We start from the raw sequence: 21043 nt of genomic DNA, 5'->3' as shown, positions 1-21043 counted from the left end.
GCATCATCGCCATTCTAGTTGGCGGCGGCCATCGAGTTGCCCGCCCGTGACATCGAGGATTCAGGTATGCGGATGACCCGCTGGCTCATCGCGTTTGTGATGCTTTTCTGCGTTGCCGGTCTGGCCCAGGCCGAGTCGGGGTCCAAGGCCCTCCAGGGTTTCTACAACAAGGTCAATACGCTGTCGGCCGATTTCCAGCAGGTCCAGCGCGACGACAACGGCAATATCGTGCAGCAGGCCAGCGGCACGTTCCTGCTGTCGCGGCCGAAGAAATTCCGCTGGGAATACAAAAAGCCCTACAAGCAGATCATTGTCAGCAACGGCAAGGTCTTCAAGTTCTACGATGTCGATCTGGCGCAGGTGACGGTGCGCGATATCGGCGCCACGCTCAAGGCGACCCCCGCGCTGCTGCTGACCGGCGGCGAAGCCCTCAATGACGCGTTCAAGATCACCAATGGCGGCCAGCGCGACGGGCTGACCTGGGTGCACCTGACACCCAAGGCCAAGGACACCGATTTCAAATCCGTGGATCTGGGTTTGAAGAACGACGTACCGGCGCTGATGAAGCTGCACGACCACCTCGGACAGACCACCAGCATCAACTTCGGCAACGTCAAGATTAATCCGAAAATCCCGGAATCCAAGTTCACCCTGAAGGTGCCGAAAAACGTGGAAGTGGTGGACGGCCGCGCGAATGGGAATGGCGGGCAGGGTGCCTCGCGTTGAACCCGCACCGGGTGCGGCGGCTGTGGTGGGCGCTCGGTCTGGTTTTGTGCGCGATCTTCGTCTATGGCTGCCTGATGCCGAACCCGCCGTCCGCGCCGGGCATCCCATTTTTCGATAAATTCGAACACGGCTCGGCCTTTCTCGTCATGGGCGCCTGGTTCGGCGCGCTGTATCTGCGCGCGCCGCTACGCGTACTGCTCGCGCTTTCGGTTTTTGCGGCGGCGACCGAACTCATGCAGTGGGCCAGCGGCTACCGCGATGGCGACCCGTACGACTGGATGGCCGATACGGCCGGGGCGGTCGTGGCCCTTGTACTGCTTCGCCTGTTGGATATTGACTGGGTCGCATGGGTGGCCACCCGTCTGGGTACGGCAGGCCGAAAGCGCGCCTGATTCCGGGCGCGCCCGGTGCGCCCCAGTGTTACATTCGCGCGATATCGAACGACAGCGCGACCGGCCTGGCCGGCGCGCGTTCCGCATTCATAGCGCAACACAGACTATCTCGTGTCAACACAACAGGAAATCGACTTGGCGACCGGCGCGGAGCCGAGCGCGCGGCCGCTGGCGGATCGCATGCGCCCCGCGACGCTGGAAGAATACGTCGGCCAGACGCATATCTTGGGGCCGGACAAGCCGCTGACGCGCGCGCTGGCCGCCGGGCGCATCCATTCCATGATCCTCTGGGGCCCGCCGGGCACCGGCAAGACGACGCTGGCACGCCTGCTCGCCGCGCGCGTGGCGATGCGCTTCGTGCAGATTTCGGCCGTCATGGCCGGCGTCAAGGACATTCGCGCCGCGGTCGCCGAGGCCCAGACGGCACAACAGGCAAGCGGCGAGGGCACGCTGCTGTTCGTCGACGAGGTGCATCGCTTCAACAAGGCGCAACAGGATGGCTTGTTGCCCTACGTCGAGGACGGCACCCTGGTCCTGGTCGGGGCGACGACCGAGAATCCCTCGTTCGAGGTGAATAACGCGTTGCTCTCGCGCACCCGAACCTACGTACTGCGGGCACTGGATGCCGACTCGATCCGACTTTTGATCGACCGGGCGCTGAGCGATTCCGAGCGCGGGCTCGCCGGGCTCGGCGTGACCATGGACGATGCGCTGCGCGATCAACTCGCCGCGCGATCCGACGGCGATGCCCGCCGGGCGCTGAACCTGCTCGAACTGGCCGCCGAGATTGCCGCCGGCACCGACGAGCGCGTCGTGACCCAGGCCGAGCTGGAAGAAGTACTCAGCGCGGGCCTGCGCCGTTTCGACAAGGGCGGCGATTACTTCTACGACCAGATGTCGGCGCTGCACAAGAGCGTGCGCGGCACCGACCCCGATGCCGCCCTGTATTGGTTGTCGCGCATGCTCGAGGCCGGTGCCGATCCGCGCTACGTCGCCCGGCGCGTCACGCGTATGGCCAGTGAGGATATCGGCAACGCCGACCCGCGCGCCCTGCGTATCGCCCTCGATGCCTGGGAAACCTACGAACGGCTCGGATCGCCGGAAGGTGAGCTGGCGATCGCGCAGGCGGCGGCCTACATGGCCTGTGCGCCCAAGTCGAATGCGGTGTACATGGCCTTCAACGCGGCCTGGGCAGATGCCAGGAACCGCGGCTCGCTGGAAGTGCCGATGCACATCCGCAACGCCCCCACGCGCCTGATGAAGGATCTCGGCTACAGCGAAGGCTACCGCTACGCCCACAACGAGACCGAGGCCTATGCCGCCGGAGAAACCTACCTGCCGGAAGCGCTGGTCGGCACGCGCTACTACGAACCGGCCCCGCGCGGCCTCGAGATCAAGATCGGTGAAAAGCTGAGACGGCTGCGCGAGCTCGACGCCGGCCAGGACCCGCGCCAGACCCGAAGCCATCCCGGCGAAAACGACGCTGTCGATGGCACATCCAACGACGCCTGAGCCCGGACCCGTCCACGTCGACCGACCTGCAGGCCGCTCCGGCACCGGCGATGGGCCGGGCCACCGGGCATGGCCTGTCGGCTTACGGCCCAAGCCGACCTACGCGTGTTGGTCGGCGGCGATGATGCGCTCGGCGACGTCCGCGAGGCCGTGGCCCACAATGTCGGGGCGCTCGCCGGCGGCATTGAGCGAGCCGTCGCCGCGGGCGACGAAGGCGGCCTTGAGGCCGGCGCGTAATGCGCCGGTGACGTCCCAATCGTGGCAGGCGATCAGGCGCAGGGATTCGGGCGTGGCGTCCAGGGCCTTCAGAGCGACGCCATATGCCGCCGGATGCGGCTTGTAACAGCCGGCGCCGGCCACCGAAAGCACGTTGTCGAATGCCGCATCGAGGCCGGCGTTGGTGAATTGGGCATCGACGGTCGATTGGGCGGAATTGGTCAGCGCGGTCAGCGTGAAGCCGGCCGCGCGCAGTCGCGCCAGGGCAGGGCGTACATCGTCGTGCGGCGCCAGCGTGGCGACGGCGTCGAAAACGCGTTGGCGTTGACCGGCATCAAGTGCGATCTCGCGCCGGGTGGCCAGTTGATCCAGGCAATGACCGGCAAGCTGCGTGAAATCGACAAACGATCCGGTCAGGGTCGTGACGGTGGACCAATGCAGCAGACTTGCGAACCATTCCCTGCGGCTGTGCGGGTCACCGAACAAGTCGGCAAAAACGGGGTCCAGGGTCGAAAGGTCGAGCAATGTTTCGTTGACGTCGAATACCAAATGGCGCGTCGGCATATGGGGTTTGTGGGTATGAGCAATACATCGAAGGCTAGGGGGATCCGGCTGGTGACGCAACGCGGCGTCGCCGGAATCGACAACAGGACCCGGGACGGAGGGTATTGAACGCGGCAATGCAGCGCAGAAACCGATTGAAAATAACTATGGGTCGATGCGTGATCGGGACGCGGAACGCACATACAGCGCGACTTCCCCCGCCGCCGGTTCGCGAAGCGGCGGGATTCAGATAAGCTGTTTGCGAGCAGTCGCGCGCAACAATCTTCATGGTATCTCTGCACCGTGCAACGACCCGCCGGCTGTCACTATCAGCAATAGGTCTATCATCGCTAGGTCGTATATGATGGGTGGGGGAAAAACGCCGAGGCCGTCTACTATATGAATACAAGTTCAAAAGCCGGAAGCGCACATCGGGTCATCATTGCCGACGACCATCCGCTGTTTCGCACCGCGCTCAGCCAGGCCGTGTCCCAGGCGCTGGGGGAGCCTGAACTGCTGACCGTGGGCAGCGTGGATGAATTGACCGCGTTGCTCGCGGATAGTCATGGCGACGCCGACCTGTTGCTGCTTGACCTGAACATGCCGGGCGCGCGTGGTTATTCGGCGTTGGTGCATGCGCGCAGCGTGGCGTCTTCACTGCCGGTTATCGTGGTGTCCGCGCACGAGGGCGCGAGCATTGCCCAGGCCTCGCTCGAACATGGCGCGGCCGGTTTCATTCCGAAATCGTCGTCGCCCGAGACCATGGCCGAGGCGATTTCGGCGGTGCTGTCGGGCCAGCGCTGGATTCCCGAGCATGCGGAGAACGCGGAACCGGACAAGGACAGCTTTACCGAGAAACTCGCCACCCTGACCCCGCAGCAACAGCGGGTGCTGATGATGCTCACCGATGGCTTGCTCAACAAGCAGATTGCGATCGATCTCGATATTTCCGAGGCCACGGTCAAGGCGCATATCACGGCAATCCTGCGCAAGCTGGAAGTGCATACACGCACCCAGGCCGTGATTGCCGCGCGTAGCCTCGAGATCGACTGGGGCAATTACGCCCGCCGCGAGTTGAACGACTCGAACCCCTGAGCCGGCGCGAATCCGTACATTCCGCCCGCCCATCGTCGGCAGGCCTGCAGCGCAGGCCGTAAGCCGACAGGCTATGCCTCGCGGGTCGCGCTCATCTTCCCCGCCAGAGCGGCCCGCTTGTCGGATTACGCCTTCGGCTAATCCGGCCTGCAACCGCTCGATCAAAGGGCGCCGCGGGCTGTCACCTGTCCCTTGGCTCATACGGCTTCGATCTCGCCGCCGCGCACTGGCCGGCGCACGGTTTCGCGGAGTTTCTCCGGCCCGATCGGTTTGTAGACCAGGCCGATGTTCATGGCTTCGGCACGGGCGATGATGTCCTGGCTGCGATTGGCCGTGACCAGGATGAAGCGCGTGTCCTCGAAGCGCTGACCCAGCGATTCGATCAGTTCCAGGCCGTTGGCGTTATGTTCGCCGAGGTCGTAGTCGAAGATCGCGATATCGAATGGCTCGTCGGCCAGAATGGCGTGGGCGTCCTCGGGCGGCGCGGTCATGCAATCGATGTCCCAGCGTTCGAGCAGGCCGACCAGTGCGTCCAGCGATGCGTTGTCGTCGTCCACGCACAATGCGCGGTGGATCGGCTGGGCGGCGACCGGTTCGATTGCCGGCGAATCCGCGGCCGGGGTTTCCGGCGCCACGCGTTCGATATGAATGCGAAACACGGTGCCGTGCCCCGGCTTGGAATTGACCTTGATCTCGTGGCCCAGCAGCCGGGCCATGCGGTCGGCCAGGGACAGACCGAGGCCGAGGCCGCGCTCGCCGGAGGCGTGGCTCGAGGTGCCGCGCTGGAATTCCTCGAAAACGGATTCGAGCTGGTCCTCGCTAATGCCGGGGCCGGTATCCCAGACTTCGATACGCACGTGATCGGCCCGGCGCCGCACGCCGATCAGCACGCGGCCGCTCTCGGTGTAGCGCACCGCGTTGGACAGGAAGTTCTGCAGAATCCGGCGCAGCAGGTTGGGGTCGCTCCGGACCCAGGCGTTCGAGGGCACGGCATGCAGGACGAGCCCCGCGTTGCGGGCCAGCACATCGAACTCGCGAGTGAGTGGGTCGAGGATGCGCGACAGCGGGAACGCCTGGTATTTGACGTCCCAGGCGCCGGCGTCGATCTTGGAAATATCCAGCAGGGGTTCCAGCAGGGCCTGGGCCGCCTCCAGCGACATCTGGATCTGCTGCAGCGCGGTGCTCTGGGCGCTGGCGCTGCCCTGTTCGGCGCCGGCGGCGAACAGCCGCGCGGCGTTGAGCGGCTGCAGCAGGTCGTGGCTGGCTGCGGCCAGGAAGCGGGTCTTGGACAGGTTCGCCCGTTCGGCTTCACGCCGGGCCTCGAGTGCGGCGCGCTGGGCCTCGGCGCGCTGCTGGTTCTCCCGGCGCAGCCCTTCGTTGGCGCGCGAGAGTTCCTCGGTGCGCTTGGCCACGCGCGCCTCGAGTTCCTCGTTCATGCGCGTCAGCGCGGCTTCGTTGCGCTTGAACTCGGTGATGTCGTTGAACGTGGTCACGAAACCGCCGCCGGGCATGGGGTTGCCCGTCATCTGCAGCACCGTGCCGTTGCGGCGATGACGCTCGAAGCGGTGCGGCTTGCCTTCGCGCAGGTGTTCGAGCCGCTTGCGGACATGTTCCTCGACCGGGCCCGGTCCGCATTCGCCGCGCATGGCGTTGAAGCGGATCAGATCGGCGATATGGCGCCCCGTACGGACCATGCCGGGCGGGTATTCGAATACTTCGAGATAGCGCGAGTTCCAGGCGATGAGCCGCAGGTCCTGGTCCACCACGGAGATGCCCTGGTCGATATTCTCGAGTGCGGCCTGGAGCACGTTGCGATTGAACTGCACGGCGTCCGCGGTGCGATCGAGCAGGCGGACCATGTCTTCCAGGGCCAGATCGCGCTGGCGCAGCCCCGAGGCCAGCATGAGACGGGCCGAGGCGCTGCCGACCACGCCGGCCAGGCGCTGTTCGGCAAACTGCAGCAGCGATGCGTCCACGATCTGGTTGGACAGCAGCTGGCGATCGTGATGGCCGGAGTACTCGTGGAGGGCGGCGCGCGCGGCCTGCGGGCCGAGAAAGCGCTGCAGCAGGACTTCCAGTTCACCGACCCGGATCGCGGGCGGACGTACGTCGGTGGTGCTGCGCGGCTGGCGCCGCATGCCGAGATCCACGAAGGCCACGGCCTGGGCGCGTTCGATCAGCGTGATCGATGTGTTCAGCGACACCGACGCCATGACCGCGATCTCGCCCGCCAGCGTCCAGAACACGCCGTGGGTGAGCGTGTCGCCGAAGTGCGTGCCGAATAGCGCCTGTGGCGCCAGCCAGCCGATATCGAACGGTCCGGCCGCCATCCAGCCGCCGGGCAGCCAGCCCTGGGTGACCATGATCGGCACCACCAGCGTGTACAGCCAGATCAGCAGGCCGGCCAGCAGACCGCTGATGGCGCCGCGGCGGGTGATGCGGCGAATGAATATGCCGCCGATCATGGGCGGTACGAACATCACCACGCCCGACAGCGACAGCAGTCCGATCCCGGCCAGCGTCTGGCTGGTGGCGAACATGCGGTAAAACGCCCAGGCCAGGATCAGAATGACGACGATCAGAATCCGCCGGGTGTTGAGCAGCGCGCGCGACAGATCCTGGCGGTGTCCGAATTGCGCGCCCGGCAGGCGCAGCGCGATCGGCACCACGATCTCGTTGCAGATCATGGTGGCAAGGGTGACGGTGGCCATGATCACCATGCTCGTCGCCGCCGACACGCCGCCGACGTAGGCCACCAGCGTCAGCCAGGGCATGTCCGCATGCATTGGCAAGGCGATCACGAAGCGGTCCGGGTCGACCGTATTGGCGCCGAACACCGTCAGCCCCGCGGCGGCCAGCGGCAACACGAACAGCGACATGAGGAACAGATACAGCGGGAACAACCAGCGCGCGGTATTCAGGTCCCGTGTTTCGGTGTTCTCGACCACGCCGACATGGAACTGGCGGGGCAGGCACAGCGTGGCCGACGTGGACAGAATCAAGACCGTGATGAAACGCGGCGTGATCAGGGGTTGATTGAACAGGTCGCGGAACGCGGGTACGTTTTTCGCCTGGGCGAACAGGTCGTGCACGCCGCCGAACATGCCGAAGGTGACGACCGCGCCGACGATGAGAAAAGCGCCCAGTTTGACGATCGACTCGAACGCGATTGCGCGGATGATGCCCTGGTGCGATTCGCGCGGATTGACGTGGCGGGTGCCGAAGGCGATCGAGAACACCGCCATGGCGATGGCCACGAGCAGACCGGTGTCGGTCCAGCCGGCCAGCGTGACTTCGGTTTGCGGGCGGCTGTAGGCACCGTGCACGATGATGTTGAACGAGGTGGTCAGCGCATCCAGCTGCAGCGCGATATACGGCAGCACGACCAGCAGCGCGATGCCCGAGACCAGCGCGGCCAGCCCCTGTGACTTGCCGTAACGGGCGGCGATGAAGTCGGCGATCGAAGTTGTGTTCTGCTGCTTGGCGATCAACAGCATCTTGCGCAGCACCGGCGCCAGGATCAGCAGCGCGATCATCGGGCCGAGATAGACCGGCAGGTAGCTCCAGCCATCGCTCGCCGCGCTGCCGACGCTGCCGTAGAACGCCCACGATGTGCAGAACACGGCCAGCGACAGGGCATAAACCACCGGGCGCGGCCCGGGCCGGCGCATCATTCGGCCACGGCGGTCGCCGGCATAGGCGATATAGAACAGAACGCCGATGTAGATCAGCGATATTGTAATGAGTATCCAGGCACTGATGATGCGTCGCTCCCGGGCAGTCCCACTGCCAGTGTCTGATTGGGCCCGCGGCGCCCGGCCGCGCCGGTGCCGTTTTGTAGCCTGTTGCCGTGCGCCGTGATCTGCGGGCAGCGGCAGGCGGCCGTCGCGTCGATCGTTGGTGTAGCACGGCGCCACGGCATTGCCAACGGCGCGCAGCGGTTGCGGGCCGATGGCGCGGTGCCGCACGAAACCGCAACAGGCTCTATAATGCGCGCGGCCATTCTAACCCTGATCTCGCGATGCTCGACCCCCGACTGCTGCGCAATGACCCGCAAAGCGTGGCCACGGCGCTCGCCCGCCGCGGCTTCGAATTCGATGCGGCCGGTTACGGCGCGCTGGAAGAAAAACGCAAGGCGCTGCAGACGCGGGCCGAATCGCTGCAGGCCGAGCGCAACCAGCGTTCCAAGGCGATCGGCAAGGCCAAGGCTGCAGGCGAGGACATCGAGCCGCTCAAGGAGGCCGTGGCCGGGCTCGGCGCCGAGCTCGACCGGGCCAAGGCCGAGCTGGAAACCGTGGCCGGGCAGCTTGCCGATATCCAGGCCGGCCTGCCCAATCTGCCGGATGCCGCCATGCCGGATGGCGCGGATGAAGCCGACAATGCGGTCATCCGTCATTGGGGCGAGCCGCCGGATTTCACCTTTGCGGTGGCCGATCATGTGGCGATCGGCGAGGGCCTGGACGGGCTGGACGCCGCGACGGCCGCGAAGATCACCGGCGCGCGCTTTACCGTGCTGCGCGGCGGCATTGCACGGCTGCACCGGGCGTTGATCGCCTTCATGCTCGACAAGCATATCGGCACCGGCTACACCGAAGTCAACGTGCCCTATATCGTGAATTCGAAGTCGCTTTACGGCACCGGTCAGCTGCCCAAGTTCGGCGACGATCTGTTCCGTCTCGCCGAGCCGGACGACTACTACCTCATTCCCACCGCCGAAGTGCCGGTGTCGAACATGGTGGCGGACGAAATCCTGGAGCCGGAGCAACTGCCGCTGCGCTTCGTGGCGCACACGCCGTGTTTCCGCGCCGAGGCCGGCGCGGCCGGGCGCGATGTGCGCGGCATGATTCGCCAGCATCAGTTCGAGAAGGTCGAACTGATCAATATCGCCCATCCGGACGATTCGGATGCCTGCCACCAGGCCATGCTCGCCAGCGCCGAGAGCGTGCTGCAGGACCTGGCGCTGGCCTATCGCGTGGTCGATCTGTGCGGTGGCGATATCGGCTTCTCGGCCGCGCGCACCTTCGATCTGGAAGTCTGGCTGCCCAGCCAGCAGACCTATCGCGAGATCTCGTCGATCAGTAATACGCGGGATTTTCAGGCGCGGCGCATGGGCGCGCGCTACCGCGACCCGGACACCGGCAAACCGCGGCTGCTGCATACCCTCAACGGTTCGGGCGTGGCCGCCGGCCGTGCGCTGGTCGCGGTGCTGGAAAACCACCAGCGCGCGGACGGCAGCGTCGGCATTCCCGCCGCGCTACGGCCGTACATGGGCGGCATTGATGTCATCGAGCCGGCGCCGCCTGGTCGCGCGAGAACGTAAGGTTCTGGCAAGCACATCCACAGATTGCGCAGATGACGCAGATTGATAAACAAGATAGATCGTCGGCTGACAGTCGAGCCGGGCTCGATCTAGCGGGGCATCTTTACTCCGTTGTTTTCGTTGCAAGCAGCGGAAAACACGACGCTTTTAATCTATGCAATCTGCTTAATCTGCGGATAAACCGCCTGTATTCGCGAGCGGCCGATCACCAATCCGTACATGTCTTTCAGCGCGTTGGCAGCTGCGGCCAGAGTTCTTCCAGCAGCGTATCGAAGCTCGGGCCCGGATAGGCCTCGATCGCGCGATCGACCACGTCCTCGGTGAGATGCTCGGCGAACATGCGGATGAAGCGACGCATGAATCCGGTCAGGAACAGGTTGTGGCGAAAGCCGATGTGGGTGGTGCTCGATGAGAACAGATGGCTGGCATCGAGACTCACCAGGTCCTGGTCGCTCGCCGCGTCGTACGCCATGTTGGCGATCACGCCCACGCCCAGACCGAGGCGGACATAGGTCTTGATCACGTCGGCATCGACCGCCGTGAGCACCACGTCCGGGGTCAGCCCGTGTTCGTTAAACGCGGTGTCCAGCTGCGAGCGGCCGGTGAAGCCGAAGGTGTAGGTCACCAGCGGATAGTCCGCAATGCGTTCCAGGGTAAGCGGGCTGCCGTCGGCCAGCGGATGCCCGGTGGGGACCAGCACGCAGCGGTTCCAGTGATAGCAGGGCAGCATGATCAGTTCGTCGAAATGCTCGAGCGCCTCGGTGGCAATCGCGAAGTCGGCGTCGCCGGCGGCTGCCCAGCCTGCGATCTGGGGCGGGGCGCCCTGATTGATATGCAGCGATACCCGGGGGTAGGCCTGGCGGAAACCGGCGATCGTCGCCGGCAGGGCGTAGCGCGCCTGGGTATGCGTGGTGGCCACCCGCAGCGAGCCGCGATCGGTATCGGCGAATTCGCTGGCGGTCCGGTTGATGTTGGCCACTTCCGAAAGAATCCGGCGGGCGGTGTTCAGGATACGTTCGCCGGCCGGCGTGATGCGGTCGAGATGCTTGCCGTTGCGCTCGAAGATCAGCACCCCGAGCTCTTCCTCCAATAAACGGATCTGCTTGCTGACACCGGGCTGGGAGGTATGCAGGCTGCGCGCCGCGGCGGTGATGTTGAGTTGCTGTCGCGCCACCTCGTGGATGTACTCCAGCTGTCGCAGCTTCATGTCGGCTCGCTTATTCTATTGGGGCATTACTGCATCAGCATATATTACTTTTCGGTTTGTCGGGTGGCTGGTAGCTTGGCGCCCTTCATCGGCTGGCGGGTGCCTTGCAGCGTCGGCCACAGGCAACGCCGGCCGGGCGCCGGACAAGGATCTCTGCATGCTCGCTTTTGTCGTCGCCGGCCTGTTCGTCGGGGCCGCCGTGGGTCTCACCGGGGTGGGTGGCGGCTCGCTCATGACGCCGATCCTGATCCTGTTTTTCGGTTTCTCGCCTTCGACCGCCGTGGGTACGGATCTGTTGTATGCCGCCGGTACCAAGGCGTTCGGTACGGTGTTACATGGCCGGCAGCAGACGGTCGACTGGCCGGTGGTCGGCCTGATGGCCGCCGGCAGCGTACCGGCGGCCATCCTCACCATTGCCTGGCTGCATATGGTCGGACTCCGGCCGTGGGTGCAGGAGCTGATGGTGGTGACGCTGGCCGTGACCATGATCGTGACCGCGCTGCTGACCTTCGCCCGCGACCGGCTGGTGCACTGGCTGCAGGCGCGGATGCTGTTCGTCTCGGGCAAGAGCCGCGCCGAGCTGCTCGCCTGGCGCCCGGCGATCACGGTGCTGGGCGGCGTGGTGCTGGGGGTGCTGGTGAGTCTGTCGTCGGTGGGCGCGGGCGTGCTCGGCACCACCATGTTGCTGATTCTGTATCCGAACACGCGCGCGGTGCGCATTGTCGGCACCGACATCACCCATGCCGTGCCGCTCACGCTCATCGCCGGCCTCGGCCACCTGACGCTGGGCACGACCGATCTGGGCGTACTCGGCCTGCTGCTCGCGGGCTCGTTGCCGGGGATCTATGTCGGCACCCGGCTCGGCCGGCGTTTGCCCGATCGCGCGCTACGCCCGATCATTGCCGTCGTATTGATTGTCGTGGCCGTCAGCATGATCTACAAGACGCTGCATTTCGGCGCCTGACGGCAACCGCCCACAACACATCGGGAGCCAAGTCGAGCCGATGAGCGAACAGTCCGTGGACCCGCGTTTTGCCCCGTACCCGGTGGCGCTGCGGCTGGCAGGGCGCCGAGTGGTGGTGGCCGGCGGCGGGCGGATCGCGGCACGCCGTGTGGAACGCCTGCTGGCGGCCGGCGCGCGTATCCGCGTGATTGCGCCGAGCGTGACCCCGGCGCTCGCCGAACGCGCCACGGCGGGCGCGATCGAATGGCAGCAGCGCCCCATCGCGGACACCGACGCGCGTGACGCCGTGCTGTGCTTCGCCGCCACCGACGATGCCGAGGCGAACGCGCGCTTTGCCGCGGCCGCGCGCGGGCAGGGCATACCGGTGCAGCGGGCCGACGCGGCCGAGGATTCGGATTTTCTGGTGCCGGCACTGATCGAGCGCGGGCCGTTGCAGATCAGCGTATCCAGCGATGCGGCGGCACCCAGTCTCACCCGTCGCCTGCGCGCGCGGCTGGAAACGCTGGTGCCGCACACATATGGCGATCTGGCGGCGCTGGCGGGTGAATTCCGGGCCGAGGTCCGGCGCCGCATAGCCCGGCCCGAGCGCGCCGCCTTCTGGGACGCGGTGTTCGACGGCCCGATCGCCGAGCAGGTGTTCGCGGGCCGGCTGGACGCCGCCCGCCATGCCTTGCGTGCCCTGCTGGACCAGGGCGATGCCGGCGGAAAGCCGCCTGGCGGCGAGGTCTATCTCGTGGGCAGCGGCCCGGGCGAGCCCGATCTGCTGACTTTCCGCGCATTGCGCCTGATGCAGCGGGCCGATGTCGTGCTCTACGACAGCCTGATCGCGCCGGCGATCCTGGCGCTGGTGTCGCCCGAGGCCGAACGGATTCACGTCGGCAAGCGGGCCGCGAAGCATACTTTGCCGCAGGACGATATCAACGCGTTGATGGTGGCGCTGGCCCGCGACGGCAAGCGCGTGCTGCGGCTGAAGGGCGGCGATCCGTTCGTGTTCGGCCGCGGCGGCGAAGAGATATCGGAGCTGGCTGCCGCGGGTATCCCGTTCCAGATCGTGCCCGGCATCACCGCGGCCAATGGCTGCGCGGCGTATGCCGGTATCCCGCTCACGCATCGCGATTGTGCGCAGTCGGTGACTTTTGTCACCGGGCATCTCAAGGCCGGCGAGTTGAATCTGTCGTGGGCGGAGCTGGCGCAGCGCGGCCAGACGGTGGTGTTCTTCATGGGGCGGCGCAATCTCGCGACGATTTGCGCCCGCCTGATCGAGCACGGCCTGCCGGGCGACTGGCCGGCGGCGATGATCATCGATGGCACCACGGCGCGCCAGCGCCTGATCGCGGCGACGCTGGACGACCTGCCGGATCGCGTGGCCGCCGAGCGCTCGACCGGCGCGGCGCTGCTGATTGTCGGCGAAGTCGTGCGGCTGCACGAGCGGCTTGGCTGGTTTCATCCCGCCGCCGGGGAGTGAACTTGCTACCGGGCGCCGTCAGTGGGCATCGCTGCGGATGATCTGCCAGTCGGGCGACAGTAACTCGCGCTCCACCACAGCGGCGCGCCCCGGCCGCAGACGCGCCAGAACCAGCGTGATCTCGGGCGCTGCCGCGGCCAGCGCCAGCGCGAACCGGCCGGCCGGCAACTGTAGATCGCAGGCGCCGAAAGACCAGGCGCCGTCGGCCGGCGGGCGGGTACACGCCAACCGCGGTCGCAGCGCGAAACTCGGCCGCGCCATGCCGCTGCCGAGGCCGAGCCCGCGGGCCTTGAGGCTGGCTTCCTTGAGCGTCCACAGACGATGGAAATCGGCGATACGCTGCCCGGGCGCCGCCATACTCAGGGCGGCGGTCTCGTCGGGGTGAAAACAGTGCCGGGCGTATCGCTCGGGGGCGAAGCGGCGCCTGCGTACCTGCTCGATATCGCAGCCCGCCACGCCATCCGCGACCAGACTCAGGCAGGCGACCCCGCTATGGCTGAGGCCCAGATGCGACGGCGTATCGGCGCTGCGCGGGGGCGCGCCCGGCGGGTATTCGATGGACAACGCCCGCGGCGCGGCCGGGTGGATACAGGCGAGATGCTGGCGCAGCAGCCAGCGGCTGGCGAGATATTCACGCCGCCGGCGTGCGCTGGGAAGACGCGCATGCCGCGCGCGTTCGGCCGGGCTCAAGGCCGCGCACAGGCGCGTCGGGTCAATGGCGTCGTCGAACACGAACAGCGCCAGACTCAGCCGCGTCATGCCAATACCCGCGGCGTTGCGGTCAGCACAGCCCGCCGTTGACCGAGATCACCTGGCGAGTGATGTAGCTGGCGTCCGCCGAGCACAGAAACGAGACCGCGGCAGCGACTTCCGCCGGGCGGCCCATGCGCTGCTGCGGAATCATGCGCTTGAGCTGGTCGGCCGGGAGCTCGTCGGTCATGTCGGTTGCGATCAGTCCCGGGGCCACGCAGTTGACCGTGATCCGACGCTTGGCCAGCTCGAGCGCCAGGGCCTTGGTCGCTCCGATGATCCCGGCCTTGGCGGCGCTGTAGTTGACCTGGCCGCGATTGCCCATGACACCGGCGATGGACGATAGCGTGACGATGCGCCCCGGCCGGCGCCGTCGGATCATGGGCATCACGCAGGGCTTGGCGACGTTGTAGAAACCGTCGAGATTGGTGTCGAGCACGGCGTCCCAGGCGGCGTCGGTCAATGCCGGAAAGGCGGCATCGCGGGCGATGCCGGCGTTGAGTACCAGGCCGTAGTAGGCGCCGTGTTCGGCGATGTCCGCCTCGAGCGCTGCGCGGGTCTGTTCACGGTCGGCGCTGTCGAAGGCGATCAGGCGGGCCCGGCGGCCCAGCGCGCGGATGGTCTCGGCGACTTCCTGTGCCGCGGCTTCGCGCTGCCGGTAGTGCACGACGATGTCGAAGCCGTCGCGCGCCAGGCGCTCGGCGATCGCACGGCCGATACCGCGGCTGGCGCCGGTGACGAGAATGGTGTCGCTCATGGCGTGTCTGAATTCGAAGGGATATTGAAGGACAGCGGTTTGACGTCCAGCCGGTAACCGAGCCGGGCATCGTAGACCGTCAACCGGCTGTGCCAGGGATCGCCGTGGCCCCGGGCGGCCAGCCACAACAGCTTGTTGCCGCGCCAAAGCGTGCGCGTGTCGCCGAGCTGGCGCAGGCGCAGATCCGGATCGACGAGCGCCTTGCGCAGGGCCGGCAGCGGCCAGTAGGCGAGCTCCAGATCCGCCAGAATCCGCTTCGCCGGAATGCGTTGGCCGGTGTCGAGCCCCTGGCCGCGCGCGATGGACTGGCCGTTCCAGTCCAGCGTGAACACGCGTTGGCCCATGGCCGACAGCCCGACCAGCGTGAGGTTGTTCGGCACGACGCGCAGCGCGACCTGCAGGCTGCGCGTATGGCCATGGTAGTGCACGGTCACTTGCTGCCGCGCCTCGACCGATTGCCCGAGCACGCCCGGGCCGAGTGGCCGGATCAATGGCCCCGGCATGCAACCGCTCAAGGTGGCGACCACGGCGCCGGCCATGAGCCCCCGCAGCAGCGCGCGCCTCACGATGAGCCGGGCGCGCACAGCCGGCACAGGGTGTCGAGACGGCGTTCGGGCCCGGCAACGTAGGGGTTGTTGGTGTCCCAGACATAGCCGGCCAGAATCGAGCTCAGCATGGTGCGGATGGCGGGATCGGGCGCCGGGTTGAACAACACATGCTTGAGTGCGCCGCGATACCAGGCGGCGATGAAGCGGGTGAATACCCGCTGGCCGTCGCGGATCGGGCCTTCGAACCGGGTCTGCCAGTCGGGTGCGGCGCCGCGCAATTGATCATCGATCGGCTCGACCGCGCGCAGCGCGGATTCCAGCGCGATGGTTACGCCCGAGGAAAAGATCGGGTCGACGAAGCCGGCGGCGTTGCCGAGCAGCGCATAGTCCCGGCCGTGCAGCGCGGCGATGTCGTAGGCATAGTTTTCGGTCTGGCCGACCCGGCTGTCGAACTCGGCCTGCGCCAGCAGCCGGGCCAGCCGTGGCTCCTGGGCCAGGTAATGCCGCAGGCGCTCGACCGGCGGGCCATCGGCGGCCTGCAGCCATTCGGGCGGGCCGATCATGCCGACCGAGGCGCGTCCGTCGGCCAGGCCGATGAGCCAGTACCAGACGTCCGGCTGCTCGGGATGGATGCCGATCAGGATTCGGTCGCGTTGGTAATCGGGATCGTCGATACGGTCGGCGACGTGCGTGAACAGCGCGGCCCGTGACGGGGCGCTGCCCGGCCGGTCGAGGCCCAGCAGTCGCGGCAGCACGCGTGCCGAGCCGCTGGCATCGCAGACGAACCGCGCGGCCAGCTCGGTGCGGGTGCCGTCGTCGGCGACGATACTCAGCCGCGGCGCGCCCGGTGTGGCGAAATCCACCGACGCGACCGTCTGGCCGAAGCGCAGCGCCGCGCCGCGCCGCTCGGCCTCGCGGGCCAGCCGATGATCGAAATCGGCGCGCTGCACCTGCCAGGTCCAGGACCAGCCGGGCGTGAACTGCTCGTCGAAGGTGAAGCTCGCGTCGCGGTCGTTCTCGCTGAAGGTGACGCCGCGCTTGATCTGATAGCCGGCGTTTTCCACGGCCTGCAGCATGCCGGCGGCGGCCAGGGCGTCCATGCAGCGTGGCAGCAGGCTCTCGCCCACGGCAAAGCGCGGGAAGTGGCTGCGCTCGAGCACGGTCACCCGCCAGCCGCGATCGGCCAGCAGCGCGGCCATGGTCGCGCCCGCCGGGCCGGCGCCGATGATGGCGATGTCGGTGTGTTGCCTGTTCACATCACTCCTGTTGCGAAGGACTCGTGTCGGGGACGGGGCGGCCCAGCAATGACGCTAGCAGGAACGTGAACGTCAGGCCCAGCGCGAGCGTGAGCCCGAACTCGTGCAGCGCCGGTGTATGGCTGACGCCCAGCAGGCCGAACGCGAGCAGGGTGGTGGCGACCGACAGGCCCACGGCCAGCATCGCGGGCGCATGATCCGCCGGCGCCGTGCGCAGGAAGATACCGTAATCCGCGCCCAGCCCCAGCAACAGGATCAGGGCCACCAGATTGAACAGGGCGAAGGTCGCGCCGGTGGCGGCGAAGATGGCCAGTACGGCGATGCTCGCCAGTGCCGGCGGCAACAGCAGGGCGAGCGCCCCGCGCGCGCCGAATGCGCGCCACAGCACCAGCCAGGCCAGAATGTATTCCAGCCCCAGCAGCCAGGTCGCCAGCCGGCGATAATGCGACAACAGGCTCGAGATGCGCGCGACGCTGTCGATGTATTCGGCGTGCGGGTATTGGGCGACGATCTGCTTCAGGCGCGCGGCATCGTGGATTCGGTCGATGCGGACAATCGCCGCATCGGCGCCGTTCACGCGCCCGAGCCAGAGCCCGCGCAGCCCCAGGCTGGCCGGGCTGGACAACCAGTCGGCCAGCGACAGCGTCCGGCCCTTGGCGGCAACAAAGGCATGGCGCGCCGCCGCGATCTGCGGCGGCTTGAAACCGGCCGATTGCAGAACCTGTGTCAACGCGCCGTGCGGCGCATACAGCGTCTGCGCCAGCCGGGCGTAATTGCGCTGCTGCCGGGCGACCGGGGGGTAGGCATCGGTGATCGCACGCACGTCGGCGGCCGGCCTGGCGCCCGCCTCGAGCCGATCGGTCAACTGTTGCTCGGTGGCCAGTACCCGGGCGGTCGTGCCGCCGCTGACCACGATGGCGTGGGTGGACAGCGTGGCCCCGAGCAGCCGGGCGACCTCGCGATCGGTTTTGACCAGCTGCGCCGGCGGATTGTAGAGCACACGGACGCTGTCGTCGGGGCTGAGCTGCCAGAGCGCGAAGCCGCCGAGCACGAGGGCGAGCGCCGACAGTGCCGCCACCAGAACGCGTTCGTGGCCGGCGGCCAGTCGCGCCGGGCCGTGCGAGCGCCACAGTGCCGCCAGCCGTAACGCACGACCCGGCCGCGGCGCGGGTCCGCCGGCGCCGGGCAGGAGCAGCCACATGCCGAGCCAGCCCCCGATGAGTCCGGTTGCGGTGAAGACCGCGATCTGACGCAGCCCCGGGAAGGGGGCGATCACCATGCCGCCGTAGGCGATTACGCTGGTCGTGAGCCCGAGCAGCACCGGCCGGCGCACGCGGGCCAGGGCGGTGGCCGGATCGGGGGTGGCCAGGCGCTGGGCAAAGAAATGCAGACAATAATCGATCGACACGCCGACCAGGCTCGTGCCGAACACGAGCGTGAGCATGTGGATGCCGCCGAACACGAGATCGGTGACCACCACGGCCAGCAGGATGCCGCCGCCGACCGCGGTCAGGCTGAGGACGAACGGCCGCACGCGCCCGAAGGCCCAGAACATGAGCAGCACGATGCCGATCAGCGAGCCGGTGCCGATGACCGACATCTCGAACTTGGCCCGTTGGGCCGCGACCGCGGCATGGCGAACCACGCCCGAGATACGGATCGTGGCCGCGGGCGCGGCCGCGTGGGCCGCCGCGCGCGCCTTGGCCAGCGCCGCCGAGGCCTGGCTCTCGCTGGCCAGCGAGAACGGATTGTGGCGTGTCTGCGCGAACATCACATCGGCTCGATGCCCCTGCGGCCCGACCACATAGAACGTGCCGTCGCCCGCGATGCGCAGATTGGGGGCGGGGTTGGGCAGCGCAGTGCGCTGGTAGGCATCCGCGAGGCCGAAGGGGTCGTCGATGAACCGGCCGCCGCCGTTCACGCCGAGCCCGTAAAGCCGGCTCTGGGCGCGGTTGGTGAAGTGTTCGCGGGCGTGGCGCGCCGCGGCGCTTGCCGCCGGCGCCTTGGCCAGTGTGGCCAGTGCCCGGGCATCGGCGGGTGCCAGCAAATGGAAGCGGTGGGCGAAATACAGCTGGTCGAGATCGCTGCGCTGGCCGGCGCCGAGCGCATCGTCGGCGCGGGCGATGACCTGGTCGAAGGCCGGACTCGCCGTCAGCACCGTGGCCATGGCCTGGATCGCGCGCCGGCGATGCGCCCGGCTGTCGCCGGACAGCAGGACGGTGACGCGCCGCTGGCCGAAAGTAGCCATGCGCTGCACGGTCGCATTGACCAGCGCATCGTGCTGTGGCTTCGGCAACAGCGCCATCAGGTCGGTGCGCACGCTCAGCCGGCCGGTGCTCGCCAGCGCCGCGAGAATGGCGCCCAGGGCGATAACCCCGAGCAGCCAGATGACCGCCCGCATCTTCAAGGCGCGGCGGCCCCGTCACGCCGCGTGCGGGCGCCATCGGCAACGCGCACTCGGGCGCGCCGGGGCGGCGTCGTTCGCTGTGTACTCGCAACAGGCAAGATCGGACTCCTTGTCAGCTGCCGCGGGGCCGGCGGCCGGTTACCGCGCGAAGGCCCGCCGTTCGGCGGGGGTCAGTGCCTTGGCGGTGTGCTGCGCGGGATGGAGGTCGATGACGCTGTAGTCCCCGCCCGGCTGATCGATGCGGATACGGCGCACGCGGTCGCCGCCGCTGATCTTGAGCCGGGTGATGAAGTGCTTCACGGCGTCGGTCCGGGGGATGAGCGTGAGCGCCTTGCCGCCGGAACCCTGGCCCGGGCGTTGAATCTTGAAGTAGCGCGACAGCTGATCCGTGTTGCCCTGGAACACCGCGAGCAGAATCGAGGCGACGGCGCCGAGCGCGGGCTGTTGTTGCGCGCTGATGTGTGCGGTCTGCTGCCCCTGACTGGATTCGGTCAGGGCCTGGGGCGTGATCACCAGCGTGCTGTGTACCGGTTTGTCGACCTGCCACAGCAACCCGCGATTGCGCGCCACGACATAATGGCCGCGCGACACCAGCGCCCGGTCGAGTTCGGCCAGATGCTTGTGCTGAACGAAGCGGCCCCGCAGCACATGGCCGGGGGCTTCGTGGCCCAGGGCCGGCATGTCGCCCTGGCCGGACTGTGCCGCCAGCGCCATCGGGCCGGCGGCCAGCGCGATCACCAGGACGATCAGCCGTGCCAGTACGGCGTGTTGCAGGCGTCGGCGCGCTTGTATCATTGATTCGGCTCCGCTGTTTTCGATCGTTCGGCGAACCGGGCGAGGGCCTCGCGTACGGCCGCCGGCGTGCCCGGGTAGCGTTGGCCCGATTCGATTGCCACCGGCACCTGCAGGGTGCTGCCGCGCGCCAGACTGGTGCCTGAATCGCGATCGCGAAGCCGATAGGCGATGCGCAACTGCTGATCCCACTGTTTCAGGGTGGCGGTGACGCGGACCCATTGCTTGAAGGTCAGCGACCGCATGTAGCGCACGCGAAGATCGACCACGGGCCAGGAAAAACCGGAGGCGGCCATGGCGTCGTAATCGTGCCCGAGGTCTTCCAGCAGCTGGCATCGGGCCAGCTCGAAGTACTTCGCATAGTGGCCGTGCCAGGCGATATGCATGGAGTCGACGTCGAAAAACGGCACCTGGAACTCGATGTGGCTGCGGTGTTCGATCACGGTTCAGGCCGAATAGAGGAAAATCCGATCGCGCGCCCCGGCGTGACCCGGTCGCGCTCGGCAAGGGGCGCTCGGGTTTGGCGACAACGAGCCGACAGGCGCAGCGACGCCGCGTGGGGCGGATGATGGACGCCGAGCGCGATCGTGTCGATACCCGGTGCGCGTGCGTGGCGGGGTGAATCGAAGCCTCGGTTCGTGGACAATAGGCAGGCTGAGTGCCGCGAATGGCCCGCGATGCCGGAACGCCGCGGGCGACGAGCCCGGTGACCCATGCCGGGCATATCGAATGCGCGGGCGCACGTACCGCGGCGCAAGTACAACAACGAGTGAAAGATTATGAGTGAGCAAAGCGATCTCGAGCGCGATGTCGCACAGCTGCTGGTGACGTCTCTGGATCTGGAAGATGTGGTCGCCGCGGAGATCGAACCCACGGCGCCGCTGTTCGGGCCGGAGGCCGACGGCCTGGGCCTCGATTCGATCGACGCCCTGGAAATCGCGCTGGCCGTGAATCAGGCCTATGGCATCGAGTTGCGCGCCGACGATGAAGCCAACAGCCGCATATTCGCTACGCTGCGATCGCTGAGCGCGCACATCGAGCGCGAACGCGCCGAGGCTTGAGGTTTTTTTGTCGCGCTGGCGCGGTTACACGT

General features: G+C 67.4%; 18 protein-coding genes. 8 read left to right on the top strand and 10 right to left on the bottom strand.

The genetic code is table 11. The features are described from left to right. Nucleotides 1-66 precede the first annotated feature (66 nt). The 3 genes from lolA to ACS8Y6_RS11180 all read left to right on the top strand — a co-directional run bounded on the left by lolA (nt 67) and on the right by ACS8Y6_RS11180 (nt 2630). Nucleotides 67-726, top strand: a complete 660-nt coding sequence (gene lolA, locus ACS8Y6_RS11190; RefSeq protein WP_440849923.1) for an outer membrane lipoprotein chaperone LolA — start codon at nt 67-69, stop codon at nt 724-726. After that, nucleotides 723-1118 carry a VanZ family protein gene (locus ACS8Y6_RS11185; RefSeq protein WP_440855580.1) on the top strand — a complete coding sequence of 132 codons (396 nt, stop codon included), beginning with the start codon at nt 723-725 and terminating at the stop codon, nt 1116-1118. The genes lolA and ACS8Y6_RS11185 overlap by 4 nt, the downstream gene beginning before the upstream one ends. 180 nt (nt 1119-1298) lie before the next feature. Next, a complete protein-coding gene (locus ACS8Y6_RS11180) occupies nt 1299-2630 on the top strand; it encodes a replication-associated recombination protein A (RefSeq protein WP_440855586.1) in 1332 nt (443 codons plus the stop codon). A gap of 99 nt (nt 2631-2729) precedes the next feature. Here ACS8Y6_RS11180 and ACS8Y6_RS11175 read toward each other — a convergent pair whose 3' ends face one another. Beyond that, nucleotides 2730-3410, bottom strand: coding sequence for a haloacid dehalogenase type II (locus ACS8Y6_RS11175; RefSeq protein ID WP_440855579.1), 681 nt, complete (start codon nt 3408-3410; stop codon nt 2730-2732). A gap of 378 nt (nt 3411-3788) precedes the next feature. On the opposite strand from ACS8Y6_RS11175, the gene ACS8Y6_RS11170 reads away from it, so the two are divergent. After that, a complete protein-coding gene (locus tag ACS8Y6_RS11170) occupies nt 3789-4484 on the top strand; it encodes a response regulator (protein ID WP_440849926.1) in 696 nt (231 codons plus the stop codon). A gap of 197 nt (nt 4485-4681) precedes the next feature. Here ACS8Y6_RS11170 and ACS8Y6_RS11165 read toward each other — a convergent pair whose 3' ends face one another. Beyond that, nucleotides 4682-8158 (bottom strand): PAS-domain containing protein, encoded by a 3477-nt coding sequence (locus ACS8Y6_RS11165; protein WP_440855578.1) that lies wholly within the window; start codon nt 8156-8158, stop codon nt 4682-4684. A gap of 347 nt (nt 8159-8505) precedes the next feature. Here ACS8Y6_RS11165 and serS point away from each other — a divergent pair, with 347 nt between their 5' ends. Beyond that, nucleotides 8506-9804, top strand: a complete 1299-nt coding sequence (gene serS / locus ACS8Y6_RS11160; protein WP_440855577.1) for a serine--tRNA ligase — start codon at nt 8506-8508, stop codon at nt 9802-9804. A 226-nt stretch (nt 9805-10030) separates the two neighbouring features. On the opposite strand, the gene cysB is transcribed toward serS, so the two are convergent. Next, on the bottom strand, nt 10031-11011 hold the full coding sequence (gene cysB / locus ACS8Y6_RS11155; RefSeq protein ID WP_440849929.1) for an HTH-type transcriptional regulator CysB: 981 nt from the start codon (nt 11009-11011) through the stop codon (nt 10031-10033). 157 nt (nt 11012-11168) lie between these two features. Between cysB and ACS8Y6_RS11150 the strand changes: the two genes are divergently transcribed. Continuing rightward, a complete protein-coding gene (locus ACS8Y6_RS11150) occupies nt 11169-11975 on the top strand; it encodes a sulfite exporter TauE/SafE family protein (protein WP_440855576.1) in 807 nt (268 codons plus the stop codon). Nucleotides 11976-12015: 40 nt separating this feature from the next. Beyond that, on the top strand, nt 12016-13440 hold the full coding sequence (gene cysG / locus ACS8Y6_RS11145) for a siroheme synthase CysG (protein WP_440855575.1): 1425 nt from the start codon (nt 12016-12018) through the stop codon (nt 13438-13440). A gap of 18 nt (nt 13441-13458) precedes the next feature. Here cysG and ACS8Y6_RS11140 read toward each other — a convergent pair whose 3' ends face one another. From ACS8Y6_RS11140 to ACS8Y6_RS11110, 7 genes are all read right to left on the bottom strand, one after another. Continuing rightward, on the bottom strand, nt 13459-14199 hold the full coding sequence (locus ACS8Y6_RS11140) for a 4'-phosphopantetheinyl transferase family protein (protein WP_440855574.1): 741 nt from the start codon (nt 14197-14199) through the stop codon (nt 13459-13461). A gap of 22 nt (nt 14200-14221) precedes the next feature. After that, a complete protein-coding gene (gene fabG, locus ACS8Y6_RS11135; protein ID WP_440849933.1) occupies nt 14222-14947 on the bottom strand; it encodes a 3-oxoacyl-ACP reductase FabG in 726 nt (241 codons plus the stop codon). Continuing rightward, on the bottom strand, nt 14944-15513 hold the full coding sequence (locus ACS8Y6_RS11130) for a DUF3261 domain-containing protein (protein ID WP_440855573.1): 570 nt from the start codon (nt 15511-15513) through the stop codon (nt 14944-14946). Before ACS8Y6_RS11130 ends, fabG begins: the two co-directional genes overlap by 4 nt. Next, nucleotides 15510-16751 (bottom strand): NAD(P)/FAD-dependent oxidoreductase, encoded by a 1242-nt coding sequence (locus ACS8Y6_RS11125; RefSeq protein WP_440855572.1) that lies wholly within the window; start codon nt 16749-16751, stop codon nt 15510-15512. The genes ACS8Y6_RS11130 and ACS8Y6_RS11125 overlap by 4 nt, the downstream gene beginning before the upstream one ends. Nucleotide 16752: 1 nt before the next feature. Then, the gene (locus ACS8Y6_RS11120) at nt 16753-19158 is read right to left on the bottom strand and encodes an MMPL family transporter (RefSeq protein WP_440855571.1); all 2406 of its coding nucleotides are present in this window, start codon (nt 19156-19158) and stop codon (nt 16753-16755) included. A 138-nt stretch (nt 19159-19296) separates the two neighbouring features. Then, a complete protein-coding gene (locus ACS8Y6_RS11115; RefSeq protein ID WP_440849937.1) occupies nt 19297-19953 on the bottom strand; it encodes a LolA family protein in 657 nt (218 codons plus the stop codon). Continuing rightward, nucleotides 19950-20393, bottom strand: coding sequence for an acyl-CoA thioesterase (locus tag ACS8Y6_RS11110; RefSeq protein ID WP_440849938.1), 444 nt, complete (start codon nt 20391-20393; stop codon nt 19950-19952). Before ACS8Y6_RS11110 ends, ACS8Y6_RS11115 begins: the two co-directional genes overlap by 4 nt. Before the next feature lie 336 nt (nt 20394-20729). Here ACS8Y6_RS11110 and ACS8Y6_RS11105 point away from each other — a divergent pair, with 336 nt between their 5' ends. Further along, nucleotides 20730-21011 carry a phosphopantetheine-binding protein gene (locus ACS8Y6_RS11105; protein WP_440849939.1) on the top strand — a complete coding sequence of 94 codons (282 nt, stop codon included), beginning with the start codon at nt 20730-20732 and terminating at the stop codon, nt 21009-21011. The last annotated feature ends 32 nt before the right edge of the window (nt 21012-21043 follow it).

The organism is Salinisphaera sp. RV14, from assembly GCF_052044135.1.
Classification (GTDB): Bacteria; Pseudomonadota; Gammaproteobacteria; order Nevskiales; family Salinisphaeraceae; genus Salinisphaera.
Note: the sequence above shows the minus strand (reverse complement) of the source record. Positions and strands in the feature narration are given on the sequence as shown.